16 protein-coding genes are annotated in these 17,224 nt (G+C 63.1%); 1 reads left to right on the top strand and 15 read right to left on the bottom strand.

The features are described 5' to 3' along the window. Positions 1-3: 3 nt before the first annotated feature. From F3H98_RS15360 to F3H98_RS15345, 4 genes are all read right to left on the bottom strand, one after another. Positions 4-1,458 carry a RimK family protein gene (locus tag F3H98_RS15360; RefSeq protein WP_149761014.1) on the bottom strand — a complete coding sequence of 485 codons (1,455 nt, stop codon included), beginning with the start codon at positions 1,456-1,458 and terminating at the stop codon, positions 4-6. A gap of 129 nt (positions 1,459-1,587) precedes the next feature. Next, a complete protein-coding gene (locus F3H98_RS15355) occupies positions 1,588-2,058 on the bottom strand; it encodes a GNAT family N-acetyltransferase (RefSeq protein ID WP_244621734.1) in 471 nt (156 codons plus the stop codon). Positions 2,059-2,329: 271 nt separating this feature from the next. Beyond that, positions 2,330-3,124 carry an anti-sigma factor family protein gene (locus F3H98_RS15350; RefSeq protein ID WP_149761012.1) on the bottom strand — a complete coding sequence of 265 codons (795 nt, stop codon included), beginning with the start codon at positions 3,122-3,124 and terminating at the stop codon, positions 2,330-2,332. Continuing rightward, on the bottom strand, positions 3,121-3,639 hold the full coding sequence (locus F3H98_RS15345) for a sigma-70 family RNA polymerase sigma factor (RefSeq protein ID WP_149761011.1): 519 nt from the start codon (positions 3,637-3,639) through the stop codon (positions 3,121-3,123). The genes F3H98_RS15350 and F3H98_RS15345 overlap by 4 nt, the downstream gene beginning before the upstream one ends. Before the next feature lie 258 nt (positions 3,640-3,897). Between F3H98_RS15345 and F3H98_RS15340 the strand changes: the two genes are divergently transcribed. Next, the gene (locus F3H98_RS15340; RefSeq protein WP_149761010.1) at positions 3,898-5,139 is read left to right on the top strand and encodes an MFS transporter; all 1,242 of its coding nucleotides are present in this window, start codon (positions 3,898-3,900) and stop codon (positions 5,137-5,139) included. Between the two features lie 81 nt (positions 5,140-5,220). Here the strand turns inward: F3H98_RS15340 and F3H98_RS15335 are convergent, their stop codons facing one another. The 11 genes from F3H98_RS15335 to rpoZ all read right to left on the bottom strand — a co-directional run bounded on the left by F3H98_RS15335 (position 5,221) and on the right by rpoZ (position 17,215). Beyond that, entirely contained in the window at positions 5,221-7,932 is a 2,712-nt protein-coding gene (locus F3H98_RS15335; RefSeq protein ID WP_149761009.1) for a DUF2339 domain-containing protein, read from the bottom strand. A 128-nt stretch (positions 7,933-8,060) separates the two neighbouring features. Then, positions 8,061-8,825, bottom strand: a complete 765-nt coding sequence (recO, locus tag F3H98_RS15330; RefSeq protein WP_149761008.1) for a DNA repair protein RecO — start codon at positions 8,823-8,825, stop codon at positions 8,061-8,063. Between the two features lie 97 nt (positions 8,826-8,922). Next, positions 8,923-10,155 carry a peptidase T gene (gene pepT, locus F3H98_RS15325; RefSeq protein ID WP_149761007.1) on the bottom strand — a complete coding sequence of 411 codons (1,233 nt, stop codon included), beginning with the start codon at positions 10,153-10,155 and terminating at the stop codon, positions 8,923-8,925. 46 nt (positions 10,156-10,201) lie between these two features. Continuing rightward, positions 10,202-11,113 (bottom strand): GTPase Era, encoded by a 912-nt coding sequence (era, locus tag F3H98_RS15320; RefSeq protein ID WP_149761006.1) that lies wholly within the window; start codon positions 11,111-11,113, stop codon positions 10,202-10,204. Then, a complete protein-coding gene (rnc, locus tag F3H98_RS15315; RefSeq protein WP_149761005.1) occupies positions 11,106-11,825 on the bottom strand; it encodes a ribonuclease III in 720 nt (239 codons plus the stop codon). The genes era and rnc overlap by 8 nt, the downstream gene beginning before the upstream one ends. Positions 11,826-11,941: 116 nt before the next feature. Then, entirely contained in the window at positions 11,942-12,700 is a 759-nt protein-coding gene (gene lepB, locus F3H98_RS15310; protein WP_149761004.1) for a signal peptidase I, read from the bottom strand. Between the two features lie 100 nt (positions 12,701-12,800). Next, a complete protein-coding gene (acpS, locus tag F3H98_RS15305) occupies positions 12,801-13,202 on the bottom strand; it encodes a holo-ACP synthase (RefSeq protein ID WP_149761003.1) in 402 nt (133 codons plus the stop codon). Then, complete coding sequence (locus F3H98_RS15300) at positions 13,199-13,789, bottom strand: DUF2062 domain-containing protein (protein ID WP_149761002.1); 591 nt, start codon at positions 13,787-13,789, stop codon at positions 13,199-13,201. Before F3H98_RS15300 ends, acpS begins: the two co-directional genes overlap by 4 nt. A 33-nt stretch (positions 13,790-13,822) precedes the next feature. Continuing rightward, a complete protein-coding gene (gene pyrE / locus F3H98_RS15295; RefSeq protein ID WP_149761001.1) occupies positions 13,823-14,401 on the bottom strand; it encodes an orotate phosphoribosyltransferase in 579 nt (192 codons plus the stop codon). A 57-nt stretch (positions 14,402-14,458) separates the two neighbouring features. Next, positions 14,459-16,705: a RelA/SpoT family protein gene (locus tag F3H98_RS15290; RefSeq protein ID WP_149761000.1), complete on the bottom strand. Its 2,247-nt coding sequence runs from the start codon at positions 16,703-16,705 to the stop codon at positions 14,459-14,461. Between the two features lie 108 nt (positions 16,706-16,813). Then, positions 16,814-17,215, bottom strand: coding sequence for a DNA-directed RNA polymerase subunit omega (gene rpoZ, locus F3H98_RS15285; RefSeq protein ID WP_149760999.1), 402 nt, complete (start codon positions 17,213-17,215; stop codon positions 16,814-16,816). Positions 17,216-17,224 lie beyond the last annotated feature (9 nt).

Below are 17,224 nucleotides of genomic sequence, written 5' to 3'. Positions count from 1 at the left end.
CTTTTACCGGTCCAATTTCTCCAAAAACCATTGGGTCAGCCGAACCCAGACCTCGTCCTTCTCGCCGGAATCCTCCCAGCCATGGTCGAGGTTGGGATTGTCGTTGACCTCGATGACATAAACGCCGTCTGACGTTTCCTTGAGATCGACGCCGTAGAGACCGTCGCCGATACAGCGCGCCGCCCGCACCGCTGTTTCCACGACATGGGCGGGCGCTTCCTTCAGCGTGAAGGTCTTGATGCCGCCCTGGTCCGGCTTGCCGTTCGCCTTGTGGTTGACGATCTGCCAGTGCTTCTTGGCCATCAGGTAGTGGACAGCAAACAGCGGCTGTCCGCCCAGCACGCCGATGCGCCAATCATATTCGGTCGGGATGAATTTCTGGGCGATCAGCAGGTCGGAATCCTCCAGCCACTGCGTCGCCAGCGCCTTCAGCTCCTCGAAATTCGAGGCCTTCTTGACGCCGCGCGAAAAGGCGCTGTCGGGAATTTTCAGCACCAGCGGAAAGCCGAGAGTCTGCGCCGCGATCTCCAGGTCGACGGGGCCGGCGATCATTACAGTGGGCGGCACCGGCACCTTATTGTAGGTCATCAGTTCGTTCAGATAGACCTTGTTGGTGCAGCGGATCATCGACAACGGGTCGTCGATCACCGGCATGCCCTCCTGCTGGGCGCGCCTGGCAAAGCGATAGGTGTGGTTCGAGATCGATGTCGTCTCGCGGATGAACAACGCGTCGTAGTTGGCTAGCTTTGCAAGGTCGCGTTTGGTGATCGGCTCGACTTCGACCCCCATCTTTTCGGCGATCTTGGCCCAGTACCGCAGCGACTGGACCTCGGATGGCGGCAGTTCTTCGTGCGGATCGATCAGCGTGGCGAAGGTGTAGCGCGACGGCGTTCTGGCCTTGGTGTCGCGCCATTCGCGGCCGGTATAGGTTTCCAGGCACTCCAGGAAGCGCGCTTCTTCCTCGTCGGTCATGCGGGCAAGCGGCAGGAAGCCTATCTTGCGGACAGACGCCCATTCGGCGCTGTCCGTGATCGAAACCTCCAGCGCCGGCGCGCGAAACCAGTCGAACAGAAGTTTCGCGAAACGATCCCAGGCCTTGGAGGGACCTATGCCAAAAAAGATCGCGACCTTGTGCGGAAAGGCTCCGCCGAGGTCCTTGCGGCATTTGTTGAGCGCCAGTTCGAGCTCCGGCAGCGCATGCTCGTAAAGCTTGCGCTCGGAAAGGTCGATCATCGTCTCGACGGTCGGGATGACCTTGTGGCCGCGCGAACTGGCGAGCAGCGAGGCATAATAGCCGCGCGACTGATAGCCGTAGTTGTTGGACAGGTTGATGACCTTCGGCCGCTGCCCGCGAAACAGAGCCGGATGGGCCAAATAATCGCGGTTGGTGATGATCTTGTGCGGTGTGGCGAACTGATCGATGTCGTTCTGCCGTCCGGTGAGAATGACCCAAGTCATCGTGTCGAATACTTTCCAGAGATTCTCTTTGCAATCCGGCCGCCCCGTGGGCCGCGGAAGCGGGAATAGGAACCGAGTCGCGCGCCGGCGTCGAGCGCCACTTCGAAATCCAAGCGGACGCCGAACGCTCTATGCACGCCGCAGTTCCATCACGGCCGGCGCGCCAGCCTTGGCTGCGCCGATGTTCATCGGTTTTTCATATTTGAACGCAGTGGCGCCATCGGCGTAATAGCCTGCTACTTCGCCTATCCGCCGATAGCCGTTCTTCTCGTAGAGGATGCGGGCGCGGTCGTTGTCGTGACGCACCTCAAGGCGCAGCGAGCGGGCCCCCCTGTCACGGGCAGCGCGCTCGGCAGCATCCAGCAGTTTCCTCCCATAGCCGTTGCCCGCGTCCGGGGCCGCCGCGATGGAATAGAGGCGTGCGCCGGCATTCCCCTTCCTGAACAGCACGACCGCGTAACCGGTTAGCTTGCCGGCCGCCTCGGCAATCAGCACCACGGCCGTATCGGCGCTGACAAAGTGGCGAAACGATTTGCGGGAAATGCGGTCGGCCTCGAAAACCGTGTTTTCGAGCGCTACCAGAGCGTCGATATCGGACACGCGGGCCGTTCTGATGTCGGCGGGCATTCGGACCACAAAACCTCGAATTCGAAGGAGGAAAGTCCAGTGTTGCTAGTGTCGTTCGATTCTGAAACTCGCACACTGCCCCTGATCTCTAACTCATGCGAATTTCAGAATCGGGACACTGGTGCGATGCGAGACCCGTCATGGCCTGCACCGGAGACGCTTTCCGCTCCTCGATTTGGGCCGAATTGTGACTGTTAAAGCCGCCGGGAAGCCGTTTCGCAATGTAATGAAGGGCTGGATGATCTCAACCCGGAACGGCTTCAACCAGCTGCTTCCAGGCGGTTTTCGCCACCTCGGCCAGCCGCTGCTCGGGTAAGGAACCGACGATGGCGCAGCCATAGTTCTTGTCCAGCCAGTAGATGGCGGTCGGACCGCCGGTTTTGGCGGTGTAGGTTCCCTTCGCCTTAGCGTCGCCCTTGGCGATCATGTAGATGGAAATCTGGGCCCCCTTCTGATCCTTGTAGACCAGCAGCGCGGCCGGGCTTTGCCCACCGGGCAGCAGACGTCCGCCGAGCAGTTCGAACCCTTCCGACTTCAAGTCTGGCGCGACGAGCTTCAGGCCGGTTCGCTTCGAAAGCCATCCCTCCAGATAGGGCCTGTCGGTGCCGCCGACCTCGACAGTGTGGCCCTGGTCGGCTGCGTAGGTGACATAGGCGCCGATCGCATTCTCGACGAGTTCCTCTTTCGCCTCCGCCTGCGTCCGCAAGCCGCCGGCGCCGGCAAGATATCCGCCGGCGACGCCGGCCGCGAAAATCACCGCTGCTGCAGCCGCCGACCGCCAGGCCGGCAACCATGAGGTTCTCGTAGTCCTCGGTTGATCTTCTGTCACCACTTCCGTCAGCCGTTCCGGCACGGGTTCCTTGAGCACCGACGCAAGAACATTCTGCAGGCGTGCTCGGTCGGCGGCAAAACGCGTGCTCATCGCCTTCATGTCCGGGTTTGCGGCGAGCCAGACCTCGAAAGCCTCGCGGTCCTCGGCGGGCATCTCGCCGTCGAGCGCCATGTGGATGTCCCTGAGGGTGTATTCGCGCCGCGTCATTTCTCGACAATCCTGATCGTGCGCCGACGCGCCGCATCGTCGAGAAGCACGCGCAGTTCCTCGCGTCCACGCGCGATCCGCGACATCAGGGTTCCCGCCGGAATTCCCAGAATGTTTGCTGCCTCGACATATGAAAACCCCTCCACTGCGACCATCATGATGGCGGCGCGGCGCTCCGGGCTGATCGCCTCCAGCGCGTCCAGTACGTCGCGCACGGCAAAATTGTCCTGCTGCGCCGGCGCTTGTGGCAGGCGCTCGGCCGCCTCCACCGGCACTGTCGCGTTGCCGCCACGGCGGCTCACCTTCCTCATCTGGTCGACAAACAAATGATGCATGATCGTAAACAGCCAGCGGCGCGGGTTTTCACCGGTGCGCCAGTTGTCGAGCCGCGTCAGCGCCCGCTCAAGGCTGTCCTGGACGAGGTCGTCGGCAGCGTCCCTGTCGCGCAAAAGCGCGCGCGCATAGCGGCGTAACCGGGGAATCTCCGCAAGGATGGCCGTTTTCTTCTCGTCCATTAGCTCCGCCGGCGTCTCCTGCCCGATCGTCACGCCTGCGATTGAACCCCCGTTTCCGCCGCCGCACAAGCAGCGAAAGCGTCCGGAACCCCGGCAGGCAGCCAAAAGCCCCGCCGACGCATTCCCTGGCCGACAACGCATCAGGACGGGAATTTATTCCCGCGGTTGCATCAAAGGAATTGAACCGACTGATCCAACCAATTCATTTGATTGGCGACGCCAATCCTATATCAATTGTGTAACTACACGGAGGTTCCCATGTCCAATGTTTCGGCAGCCGCCCGGCCCGCCGCATCCCACCTGCCCTGGCTGATCATCGCCTGCGGCTGCGTGATTGCGGCCATGACATTCGGCCCGCGCTCCGCCATGGGTTTCTTCCAGTTGCCCATGCTTGCCGAAAAGGGCTGGGACCGCACCACCTTCGGCCTCGCCATGGCGCTGCAAAACCTGTTCTGGGGCGCTGGGCTGCCATTCTTCGGGGCCATCGCCGACCGCTACGGAACCTGGCGGGTGCTGGCGCTCTCCGGCATCATTTATGCAGCCGGCCTGTTCCTGATGGCGACGGCGACGACGCCCACCATGCTTCATATCGGCGGAGGCGTGCTGGTCGGCCTCGGCGTCGCAGCCGGCGGCTTCGGCATCGTGCTCGCCGCGTTCGCCCGCCATGTGCCGGCGGAGCGGCGGAGCCTGGTTTTCGGCATCGGCACGGCCGCCGGTTCGGCGGGCATGTTCATCTTCGCGCCGATTAGCCAGGGCCTGATCACCGCCTATGGCTGGTCGGACACGCTGATCATCATGAGCGCGGCAATGCTTCTCATTCCAATCATCGCCATTCCGCTCGCCGGCAATTCGAAGTCGGGCACGGTCTCGCAAGTCGAGATCGAGCAATCGGTCGGCCAGGCGCTGCGCGAAGCGCTGGGCCACCAGAGTTTCCTCCTGCTCACTTCCGGCTTCTTCGTATGTGGTTTCCAGGTGGCGTTCATCACCGCACATTTTCCCGCCTATATCGGCGATATCGGCATCGAAGCCCGCTATGCGGTCATCGCGCTGGCGCTGATCGGCTTCTTCAACATCATCGGCTCGCTCGCTTCGGGCTTCATCGGCCAGCGTTATTCGAAGCCGATCTTCCTGGCTTGGATCTATATCGGCCGCTCGGTCGTCGTTACCGCGTTCCTGCTCTTCCCGCAGACCCCGACAACCGTCATCCTGTTCGCCATCGCCATGGGTCTTCTGTGGCTCTCCACGGTGCCGCCGACCAATGCGCTGGTCGCCATCATGTTCGGCACAAGGCATCTCGGCATGCTCGGCGGTGTCGTCTTCTTCTCCCACCAGATCGGCTCGTTCCTCGGCGTCTGGCTCGGCGGCTATCTCTACGACCGGTTCGGCTCCTATGACGGCGTCTGGTGGTTGGGTGTCGCGCTGGGGCTGTTTGCAGCGGTGGTGCACTGGCCGATCGCCGAGCGGCCGGTCGTCCGTCCGGCACTGGTACCGGCGCAGTAGTCAGCGCACTGCGCCCGCCTCCGTTGCCGACAGAGCCCCGAACTTGGCTAAGCCGGCGCTAAAGCATGATTCACATCGCCGTCATCGCCGCGCTGTCGCAGTGAGCATACGCTGATAGAACAACCCGATGCCGATCAGCACCGCGCCGAGGCCGATGAAGGACAGCGCGCGCAGCACGCCTTCGAGTTCCGACATGTCGAACAGGAAGACCTTCGCTACGGCCACCACCACCAATGCAGCGGAAGCGATGCGCACGACGCGCGAGTTCAGCCTGAGCCCCGCGACCAACAGCAACACGCCCATGGCCAGCCACAAGGCGGAATATGAATAGGTTTCTATCTGGCCCATGCCTTTCCACGCGCCGATAAACTCGCCGTGGAACAACCGGCGCACCGAAAGGGTCGCGTAGACGAAGGCGAGCACCGCCGCAACGGTCGCCAGCATCGCGACATACCAGTCCGGCCGCTTTCCCCACGCGTAGAATGCGACCCCGGCCATCGCCACAGCCGGCAGCAGATAGGCCAGCAGCAACAGGTTGAAGAACACGATGGTTCCGGTGGATTCGTTGGTGAACAGCGGGTTGAGCATGGCCAGATGCTGGAAGGCGATGAACACCACCGACAGAACGCCGATACCCATCGATCCGTAGCGGAAGACCGGGCTCGGCGCGCGTGCATCGAGCGCCACCAGGATGGCGCTGCCGCCGATGGCGATCAGCGTATAGATCGCCTGCTCGGCCAACGTCGGCGCGCTGTCGTCGATGATGCCTCCATTCATCGCGTGGCGCACCAGCATGGCCACCGTCAGCAGGCCGAACAGCGCTGCCACTGCTTCCATGACGAAGCGCGGCCGGCCCTTGGTGGTTTTGGCCAGCTGCCAGGCGGTGAAGCCGAAGGCAATCGCGGGAATGCCGTATCCGGGCAGCAGCCAGTTGAACACCGGCGTGGTCTGCAGGAACTCCGAGCCGACGATGGTCGGGTCGAAGGCGACGCGCGCCAGCGTGATGGCGGCGGCACCGACGCTCATCCAGCCGAGGATCGGATAGCCCCGGTAACGCGTGGCGAGAGCCGGCAAGACCGCCGCAAGGCCGATCAGGATGGTCGTCAAGCCGGCGCCGAACGCCATCAGGATCGTCAGCACGAGAGCGAGACCAGACCCGGCAAGCAGCAGCGACACCGCGAGATCGCCCTTCAGCGGCCGGGCTTCGGCGCGCGCCACCCATTCGCCGCCCGCGACGAGAAGCAAAGTCACCACAAGTGCGGCAAAGGCATAGTTGAAATCGCGATCAATATTGCCAAATGCCAGCCAGGTGGCTGCGAGGATGGCGAGCGACACCAAAGCCGCCCAGCCGGCCCACGAGCCTGCCCTGTAGCGGCTGGTGGAGGCGAATTTTCGCGCCATCCACAAGCCGGCGGCAAGGAATACGGCGCCGATGGCGATGCCCAGCGGCACGAAGTTCACCGAGGCGGCGGAAATCGGCAGGCCGTCGATTGCAATATCGCCATCCCAGAACTCGACCTCGAAATCGCCGCCGAAGGCCGACTGGATGTAGATGAGGATGGTGGCTACACCCGACCCGTAGAGCAACGGTATCGCGCCGTAGCGCAGGAAGGCCACCAGCACCAGGGCAATCAGCAGTGCCGCCGAAAGCCAGGTGCCGCCACTGGCTGAGAACACGGGATCGACACCGAGCCCCATTGCTGCAATGGCGACAAGCAGCGCCGGCACCATCGACGGCTTGTCGATGCCGGCCAGCACGCCGGCCTCATCGCTCAGCGCCGCATCACCACGCAGCCAGACGAAAGCCAGCACTGCAAGAGTGACCACATTGATGAAGGCCACCGCCTTGAGGTCGGCAACGGGTGCGGCGACCATGTAGGCAAGGCACCAGAGCCCGGTGCCGGCAAATGCCGCCGCCATCAGAAGCGGCCACGACCGCATGCGGGCAATGACGCCGGTCGCCGCCAGAATGATGGCGAGGAAGCCGAACAGCGACCACGGGCTCGGCGCATTCGATGCGACCAGCAGCGGCGTCAGGAACGAGCCGAGCAGGCCGAGGCCCGCCAGCGCCTGCCCATGCACCAGCGACGCCGCGATGGCGCCCAGGCCGACGATCGCCATCAGGATGAAAGCCGGCGCCGGCCCGATGAAACCGTAGATGCCATGCGCGGCATAGATGGTGCCAAACAGCGTGAAGGCGCCGGCGGCAGTCAGGATGCCTGGCACATAGGCACCCTGCACGCCCTCAAGAGGCACCTTGAAACCGGTGCGGCGGATGAATTCGCCGCCGGCAACCAGCAGCAGGCCAAGCAGACCAGCCATCGTCAGGCGCATGCCAGGGCCGAAAATGCCGGCCTCGATCGAATAACGGACGAGGAAAATGCCGCCCAGCGCCAGCGCCAGCCCACCGACCCACACCGCCCACCGCGTGCCAAGCGCAGTCTCGATGTCAGGTTTTTGGGGAGCGTCTTTTATGCCCCCGGCAGGAACGGCCTCGTCGCTGGAGGGGCGAACCGTGACCGCCTCACTCGTCTCATCGGAAGCGGTCGTCACTGCCTCGGGCAATGCCTGTTCGGCATCATTTGCGGTGGCGGGGATCGCGGCGTCTGCCGGCAAAGCCTCGCGTAGCGAATCTTCGGCGGTGGCTGCCGGTGCGGGCGTGGCTGCGCCCGAAAGGACAAAGCTGCGCAGCGCGCCAAGCTCGCGCTCGATCAGGCCAAGCCGGCTCTGCTGGCGCGCTACCACGATGATCAACCCGACGATCGCGACAAAACCGATCAGACTTTCGAACATCGTGGCCCCCGTTCCGCCAGAACAGTTCGTCTACGAAATATCGGCACGCCGCAAGGTTTTGCTGCCAAAGGCGAACGGCTTGCCATCCCTGCCCTCCGGCACGACCGGCCGTTCCAGACGGATCTCACTCACGCTGCGGTCCCTCCATCCAAGGCAGGCTTCGGCGCGGCGAGGCTTTTCCGCAAGGCTGCGATAAAACCGGCGCGCGCATCCGGTTCGGCAAGCCCGCGCGGTTCGTAGACGTGGCGCTCGAAAAAGAAGCCGGTCAACCTGAACGCGTCCTCGATGTCGGCCGGCCCTGCGCGAACGCCAGCGCCATGTTGCAAGAATGCCGGCAGCGCCAGCATCTTGTCGCGCCAGGGAGCAGCCGCAGCGCGCGAGACGGCACGGCCCGACTTCGGCGAGACATAGGCCAGGTCGTCGCGCGTGCCGGTCGCAGCACATTCGGTCAGGTCGAGCCCGAAACCCAGTTCGTCGAGGATCAGGAGTTCGAAGCGCACCACCAGTTCGGCGGCAGCCTCCGGATCGTCGAGATGGCCGATCATCAGCACCAGCGTCTCGAACAGGCTCGCATGCGGGTCGCGCTCCGGCAAAAGACGCAGATGCGCCGCCAGCGTCTGCAGGCCATAGACGGCGACCGCGCTATCGATGAGGCGGGCGGCGTTGAGTTCCAGTGCTTCGGCCTGGAAGATGCCGAGATGTTCGTCGAGCCTGGCGCGCCACAATAATTCCACCCGGTTTCCCGGCTGCAGAAGTGGCTGCAATTTACGCGACCGCCCGCCGCGAACCAGACCGAGATGCCGGCCATGCGCGCGCGTCATCACCTCGAGGATGGCGCTGGTTTCGCCATGCTTGCGGGTGCCGAGAATGATTCCCTCGTCGCGCCATTCCATCCGCAAAGCCTTTCACCGCTTCGCTGGCGAAATCAAGAACCATGGCATTCAGCCGAGATGCGGGCCGCGCCCGAAGCCGGGCTGCCGCAACCAGCTTCTAGGCGCGTTCTTCCCAGACCTTTGCCAGCTCGACGATGGTCTTTACCGCCCTTTCCATGTCCTGGCGGCTGACCCATTCGAGCGGCGAGTGGAAGGCGTGGCCGCCGGCGAAAATATTGGGGCACGGCAGGCCCATGAACGACAGCCGCGAGCCATCGGTGCCGCCGCGGATACTGCCCCGCACTGGTTCCATGCCGGCGCGGCGCACAGCCTCCAGCGCGTTGTCCACGATCTCGGGGTGACGGTCGAGCACGACCTTCATGTTGCGATACTGCTCCTTGACCTCAAAACTGTAGGTCGAGCCGGGATAAGTCGTCATCACGTCCTTGACGATTTCTTCCAGCATCGCCTCCTTGGCGGCGAGGCCCTCGTCGGTGAAGTCGCGGACGATGAAGCTGAGCGCTGCCTTTTCCATCGATCCGGAAAGGCCGGTGGGGTGGACAAAGCCTTCGCGGCCCTCGGTCGTTTCGGGCGCCATGTCCTTTGGCAGGCGGGCAACGATCTCGCCGGCGATCTTGATGGCATTTTCCATGCGATCCTTGGCGAAGCCGGGATGGATGGCGACGCCCGCGATCGCGATCTCGACGCCGTCGGCCGAAAAGGTCTCGTCCTCGACGTGACCGGCGGTCTCGCCGTCCATGGTGTATGCAAAGGCCGCTCCCAGCTTTTTCAGGTCGACCTTGTCGACGCCACGGCCAATCTCTTCGTCGGCGGTGAACAGAAGCCTGATGGCGCCATGCTTGATGTCGGGATTGGCCACCAGGAATTGCGCCGCCGTCATGATCTCGGCGATACCGGCCTTGTCGTCGGCGCCGAGCAACGTCGTGCCGTCGGTGGTGATGATGTCATTGCCGATCTGGTTCTTCAGTTCGGGGTGCTCCGCCACGCGGATGACCTGCTGCGGGTCGCCCGGAAGCACGATGTCACCGCCGGCATAGCTGCGCACGAGCTGCGGCTTGACGTTGGTGCCGGTGAAATCGGGCGCGGTGTCCATGTGCGAGCAGAAGCAGATGACCGGCACCTGCTTGTCGGTGTTGGACGGGAGCGTGGCATAGACGTAGCCATGCTCGTCGAGATGGGCGTCCGAAAGGCCGATCGCCAAAAGCTCCTCGACGAGCAGCCGGCCGAGGTTCTTCTGCTTTTCGGTCGAAGGCTGGGTCGGCGATTTAGGATCCGACTGGGTGTCGATAACGACGTAACGGAGGAAGCGATCGATCACGGTGTCGGTCATGGGTGATATCCAATGCGTCGGGGAAGATGTGGGAGCCGCGCAGCCCCTACCCCGGAAAATCCAGCCCCATCTCGCGGTAGCGCTCGGGATCGTTGCCCCAGTTCTCGCGCACCTTCACGAACAGGAAAAGATGCACCTTCTGTTCGAGGATTTCGGCGATTTCCATGCGCGACGCCTGGCCGATGGCTCGGATCGTCTCGCCCTTGTGACCGAGCACGATCTTCTTCTGGCTGTCGCGCTCGACATAGATCACCTGCTCGATGCGCACCGAGCCGTCGGGCTTCTCTTCCCATTTCTCGGTTTCGATGTGCGACGAATAAGGCAACTCCTGGTGCAGCCTAAGATAGAGCTTCTCGCGGGTGATTTCGGCTGCGAGCTGGCGCATCGGCAAATCCGAAATCTGGTCCTCAGGATAGTACCAGGGGCCGGCCGGCAGCTTCTCTGCGAGGTAGTCCAGCAGATCCTTGCAGCCGGAGCCGGTCAGCGCCGAGACCATGAAAGTGCGCTGGAACGGCACCCGTTCGTTGGCAGCCGCGGCCAGCGCAAGCAACGCTTCGGGCTTCACGCGGTCGACCTTGTTGAGGATAAGCACCATCGGCTGGCGCACATCCTTCAACCGTTCAAGAATGGCGTCGGCGTCGCCCCTGATGCCGCGCTCGGCATCGATCAGCAGAAGCACGATATCGGCATCCTTGGCGCCGCCCCAGGCGGTCGTCACCATCGCGGTATCCAGCCGCCGCTTCGGCTTGAAGATGCCTGGCGTGTCGACGAACACGATCTGCGCATTGTTGTGGGTGGCGATGCCGCGCACGATGGCGCGCGTGGTCTGCACCTTGTGGGTCACGATCGACACCTTGGCACCGACCAGCTGGTTGACCAGCGTCGATTTACCGGCGTTCGGAGCGCCGATCAGCGCAACGAACCCCGACCGCGTGGCGGCCTGTTCGGTTTCAGTCATGCGCCCCTTCCTTCTGCCAGACGCCTTCGCGCAGCAGTACGGCCGTGGCGGCCGCTTGTTCGGCTTCGCGTTTCGAGCGGCCAACGCCGGTCGCGGGTTCGAAGCTGCCTACCCTGACACTGATCGTGAACACCGGGTCGTGGTCCGGGCCTTCGCGGCCTTCCAGCGTGTATGCCGGCGTGGTGCCCGCCGCCTGGTGCGCCCACTCCTGCAATTCGGTCTTGGGGTCCCGCCGCGCCTCACGCACCGCGCTGGAGCGCGGCTCCCAATAGCGCCGGATAAATTTTCGGGCGAGTTCCAGACCGCCTTCGAGAAAGAGCGCGGCAATCAGCGATTCCAGTGCGTCGGCGCGCAGATTGACCCGCTTGCGTCCCTCGATCGAGCGCAATTCGCTGCCGGTATGGACAAGCTGCGGCAGCCCGACTTCCTCCGCGATCTCGGCCAGCGTCTCGGCGTTCACCAACGCATTCAGCCGAAGCGACAGTTCGCCTTCGGGTGCATCGGGATAGGCGTTGAACAGCATGTCGGCGATGACCAGACCAAGCACGCGGTCGCCGAGAAACTCCAGCCTCTCATAGTCGGCGCCGGTGCTGCCGCGCGCGCTGGCATGGGTCAGCGCACGGCGCAGGCGTGCGTGGTCGCGAAACAGATGACCCGTCGGCGCCTGGAGTGCTATCGCCAGCGCCTCACCCGACAGTTTTCGCGTTGCCATGGGAACGCTGCGGCCTAGGGCCTGAACCATTCCGACAAAATCGGAATGGAGGTCCAGTCTTCACGGCTGACCATGATCTCGTTCGAAAACCGGCGCCGATTTTTTGGGGTCATGGCCTAATGAACCGGGTTGAGGAAGCGCGACAGACGGACCGAACCCCACCGCCAGAGTTCCAGCGGGCTGGCGCCGTCGGCGATCGAGAAGAAGATGATGTTGGCGCGGCCGACAAGGTTTTCGGCCGGCACGAAGCCCACGCCGCTCGGCGGCGAGAAACGGCTGTCCGTCGAGTTGTCGCGGTTGTCGCCCATCATGAAATAATTGCCTTCCGGAACCACGAACTCGCGCGTGTTGTCGGCAATGCCATTCGGCGTCAGGTCGAGGGTTTCATAGGAGACGCCGTTCGGCAGGGTCTCGCGGTAGACGTCGACCGGGCGGTTGACTTCCGTGATGTCGGGATTGTTGATCTCCCCGACCTTTTCGCGCGGCACCGGCACGCCGTTGATGATGAGCTGGCCGTTCTGCACCTGGATGCGGTCGCCGGGAAGGCCGACCACGCGCTTGATGTAATCGAGCGACGGGTTGGGCGGGAATTTGAAAACGACGACATCGCCGCGCGCCGGTTCGCTGCCCCAGATACGACCCGAGAAGATCGGCGGCGAGAACGGCAGCGAATGGCGGGAATAGCCGTAGGCCCACTTGGTTACGAAGAGATAGTCGCCTTCGAGCAAGGTGGGGCGCATCGAGCCGGACGGAATCGAAAACGGCTGGAACAGAAGCGTGCGGATGACCAGGGCAAGCAACAGCGCCTGAACGATGACGCTGACGGTCTCGCTAAGCCCGCCGGACTTCTTTTCGGTTTTTTCAGCCACGCTCATGTCGTCCTCGATTGTACGCGGGAATCGTCTTAGCCAGTTGCGCCGTCCTGGGCAACGGAATTGGGCCGCGCGACGGCTCCAAAGCGCAGGACTATGGCGGTTATTCGACCGGAAGCGCCTCGATGATGACGAATGCCTGCGCCAGCGGGAAATCGTCGGTGATGGTCAGGTGTATCACGGCGCGGTGGCCGGTCGGCAAAAGCCGCTCGAGTTTTGCCGCCGCTCCGCCGGTCAGATGCATGGTCGGCTTGCCCGAAGGCAGGTTCACCACGCCCATGTCGCGCCAGTAGACGCCTTCGGAAATGCCGCTGCCCAGCGCCTTGGAACAGGCTTCCTTGGCGGCGAACCGTTTGGCGTAGGATGCCGCACGCCCCCTGCGGCGCTCCGAGCGCGCCCGCTCGATATCGGTGTAGATACGGGTGATGAACCGCTCGCCGTGGCGTTCAAGCGATTTTTCGATCCGCCTTATGTCGATCAGGTCGCTGCCGATGCCGAGGATCATCGAACGGTGGAACCGGAGTTTCCGGACGCGGGCACGACCGCGCGGCGGCCTGACCTTTCGGCCATGCGCCTGAGACGCTGGTTGCGGAAAGCAGTCATGCCCCAGCGTGTAATTCCATAGAAAACCAGCCCGAAGAACACGCCGAGCGGGACCGCGCCGACTGTCATCGGCTTCAGCACCGGTTCCCACAATTGCGCGAAGGACAGGTCCTGGAGCATGGCCCCGAGCCTTGCGGTCGGCGCATGGATCGTCTGTTCATGCAGGATCAGCTTGCCGGTCTCCCACGATGCGCCCCACAGAAGCGGAAACGTCAACGGGTTGCCGAATGCCGTGCCGAGGGCGGCAGCGACCACGTTTCCGGCGATCAGCCAGGCAACGATCACCGCGATGATGAAATGGAAACCGAGCGGGAAAAACGACGCGAACACGCCTGCCGCCACGCCGGCCGCCACCGCATGGGGCGTCGCCTTCAGCCGGAGCGCGCGTTTCGAAAAATAGCGAAGCGAACGCGAGAAAGACCGGCGCGGCCAAAGGAGGACCCTCAGCCTTTCCGCGAAACTCGCCGATATTCTGCGTCTGAACAACATGGGATTGTCTATTACAGCCGAAACGCTGTGCCTTCAAATGTTCCTGCTGCCCGGTTTGATCGGCGGAATTGCGGCAAGTTCCGGCGGCAAATTGTCCGCCGGATAGGCCGGCACCTCATATTCGGCGAGTGCGACCAGCGGCACCCCGACATCGGACTTGCCGGCAGAGCGGTCGATGATGCAGGCAGCCGCCGCCACCTCGGCGCCGATCGCCCGCAGGCAGTCGATCGTCTCGCGGATCGACAGGCCGGTGGTGACGATGTCCTCGACGATGACGACGCGGGCGGCCTTCTCGATCTCGAAGCGCCTCAGCCGGAAGGTGCCGTTCTCGCGCTCCACCCAGATCGCCGGCACGCCGAGATGCCGCGATGTCTCGTAGGCGGGGATCAGTCCGCCGATCGCCGGCCCGACCACGTAATCGATCCGGCCGGGGACTTCCCGGCGGATCTTTTCAGCAAGTGCACGGCACAGCTTTTCGGTCTTGTCGGCGTGCATGAACACGCGTGCCTTCTGCAGGAAGACCGGGCTGCGCAGGCCCGACGTCAGGATGAAATGACCTTCGAGAACCGCGCCAGCTTCACGAAAAACCGCCAAAACGTCGTCTGTTTTCATCAAGATCTTCCCAGAATTCGCAAATTTTCAGCCCGGAACATCCGGTCTTCGCAACCGTCAGCCGTTGACGCGGCGCGCCTCGCTGACACTCGAATTGTCCTTCAGCTGCGACAGCAACCGGTTCAGATGTTTCAGATCCCAGACCTCGAGGTCGATCAGCATTTCGGTGAAGTCGGGCGCGGTGCGGATCATCGACAGCGTGTGGATGTTGGCATCGTTGGCGGCGATCACCTGGGCGATATCGGCCAGCGAGCCCGGCGCGTTGATCGCCGTCACCGAGATGCGGGCCGGGAAACGCTCCTTGGTGTCTTCGTCGATGTCCCAGCGCACGTCGATCCAGCGCTCCGGCTGGTCGTCGAAAGCGGTCAGCGACGGCGACTGGATGGGATAGATGGTGATGCCGGATCCGGGCTGCATGATGCCGACGATGCGGTCGCCGGGCACCGCGCCTTCCGGCGCAAAGCGCACCGGCAAATCGCCGCGCACGCCCTTGATCGGCACGGCGCCGTCGCGCTGCTCCTTGGCTTCCTGCGCCTCGCGCCGCGATTTACGCGACGAGGCGCGGCCGGGGATCTGGAACAGCATGCCGGCGGCGTTGCGCAGGTTGAACCAGCCCTCCTCGCGCGCCTTGGGAGCCTGGGTGACGCGCTCGTCCTTGAAATCGGGGTAGACCGCCTTCATGACGTCGGTCGAGGCGAGTTCGCCGCGGCCGACAGCCGCCAGCACGTCCTCGATGTCCTTGCGGGCGAGCCGGTGCAGCACCGGCTTCAGGCTCTCCTTGGAGAAGCTCTTGCCGCTGCGCTCGAAGGTGCGCTCCAGAATGCGGATGCCTAAGCCCGAATACTGCTTGCGGATGGCGTTCTTGGTCGCCCGGCGTATCGCCGAACGCGCCTTGCCGGTAACCACCACCGATTCCCATGCGGCGGGCGGCACTTGCGCCTTCGAGCGGATGATCTCGACCTCGTCGCCGTTCTTCAACTCGGTCATCAGCGGCATGATGCGGCCGTTGACCTTGGCGCCCACGCAGGTGTCGCCGACGTCGGTATGGACGGCATAAGCAAAGTCGATCGGCGTGGCGCCGCGCGGTAGCGCGATCAACATGCCTTTGGGGGTGAAACAGAAGACCTGATCCTGGAACAGCTCAAGCCGGGTGTTCTCCAGGAAGTCTTCCGGATTGTCGCCTTCCGCCAACGCCTCGATCGTGCGCCGCAACCAGGCATAGGCGTTGGTTTCCTTGGAAATGGTGTGCGTGGAGCCGTTGGTCTTGCCGCCTGTGTCCTTGTAAATGGTGTGGGCGGCGACGCCATATTCCGCGACCTTGTTCATCTCGCGGGTGCGGATCTGCAATTCGATACGCTGCCTCGAAGGCCCGACGATCGTGGTGTGGATCGAACGGTAGTCGTTCTGCTTCGGCGTCGAGATGTAATCCTTGAAACGGCCCGGAACCATGGACCAAGTGGTGTGAATGGCACCCAGCGCGAGGTAACAGTTTTCGACGCTTTCCACGACGACCCGGAAACCGAAAATATCGGAAAGCTGCTCGAAGGAGAGCGCCTTGGCTTCCATCTTGCGAAACACCGACCACGGCTTCTTCTGGCGGCTTTTGACTATCGCCTTCAGCTTGTATTTTTCGAACAGTTCCGAAAGCGACCTCTCGATCTCGCCGATGACACCGCGGTTGCGTTCAAACGTGTCGGCAAGACGTGCGGTGACGGTACGGTAGGCTTCCGGATTGATGTAGCGGAAGGCGAGCTCTTCCAGCTCCTCGCGCATACCCTGCATGCCCATGCGGCCAGCCAGCGGCGCATAAATTTCCATCGTTTCTTCGGCGATGCGCAGCCGCTTGGCTTCGGGCACGTGGTCGAGCGTGCGCATGTTGTGCAGCCGGTCGGCGAGCTTGACCAAGAGCACGCGCACATCCTCGGAAATCGCCAGCAGCAGCTTGCGCAGGTTTTCCGCCTGCTCGGCTTTCTTGGAGACGAGATCGAGCTTCTTCAGCTTGGTCAGTCCCTCGACGAGCTTGCCCATTTCGGGACCGAACAGCTCGTCGATCTCGGCCCTGGTGGCCGTGGTGTCCTCGATGGTGTCGTGGAGGAGCGCGACCGCAATCGTCGCCTCGTCCATGTGCATGTCGGTAAGAATGGCCGCGACTTCGAGCGGGTGCGAAAAATACGGATCGCCCGAAGCACGTTTCTGATGGCCATGCTTCTGCATGGCGTAAACGTAGGCCTTGTTGAGCAGCGCCTCGTTGACGTCGGGCTTGTAGCGCTGAACGCGCTCGACAAGCTCATATTGACGCATCATGGGCGGGTTTCCGGCGGTCGAAATGAAACATGCGCCGCATCGGATGAGCAGCGCATGTCATAGATAGCCACGAAATTGCCGCCACGGAAGTGGCGGCGCTCAACGTGCTCAGTAATCGTCGCTTTTCTCTGGCGGAACAAGACCTTCGATGCCGGCAAGCAGGTCTTCCTCGGTCATGCGGTCGAACGTGATGTTGTCCTCTTCGCGGTCAGCATCGGCAGCAATAGCCGTCGTATCGGTCTGGTCGGCGATTTCCTGCGCGTCGGCTTCCGGCTCGTCGACTTCGACATGCTTCTGCAGCGAATGGATCAGGTCTTCCTTGAGATCGCCCGGCGAGAGCGTCTCGTCGGCGATTTCGCGCAGCGCCACGACCGGATTCTTGTCGTTGTCGCGATCAATGGTGATCATCGCGCCCTGCGAAATCTGGCGGGCGCGGTGGCCGGCAAGCAGAACGAGCTCAAAACGATTGTCGACCTTGTCGATGCAATCTTCAACGGTTACGCGGGCCATGGATTGCCC

This window comes from Neomesorhizobium albiziae (assembly GCF_900114255.1).
Classification (GTDB): Bacteria; Pseudomonadota; Alphaproteobacteria; order Rhizobiales; family Rhizobiaceae; genus Neomesorhizobium; species Neomesorhizobium albiziae.
This window is presented reverse-complemented; position numbering and strand designations above follow the sequence as displayed.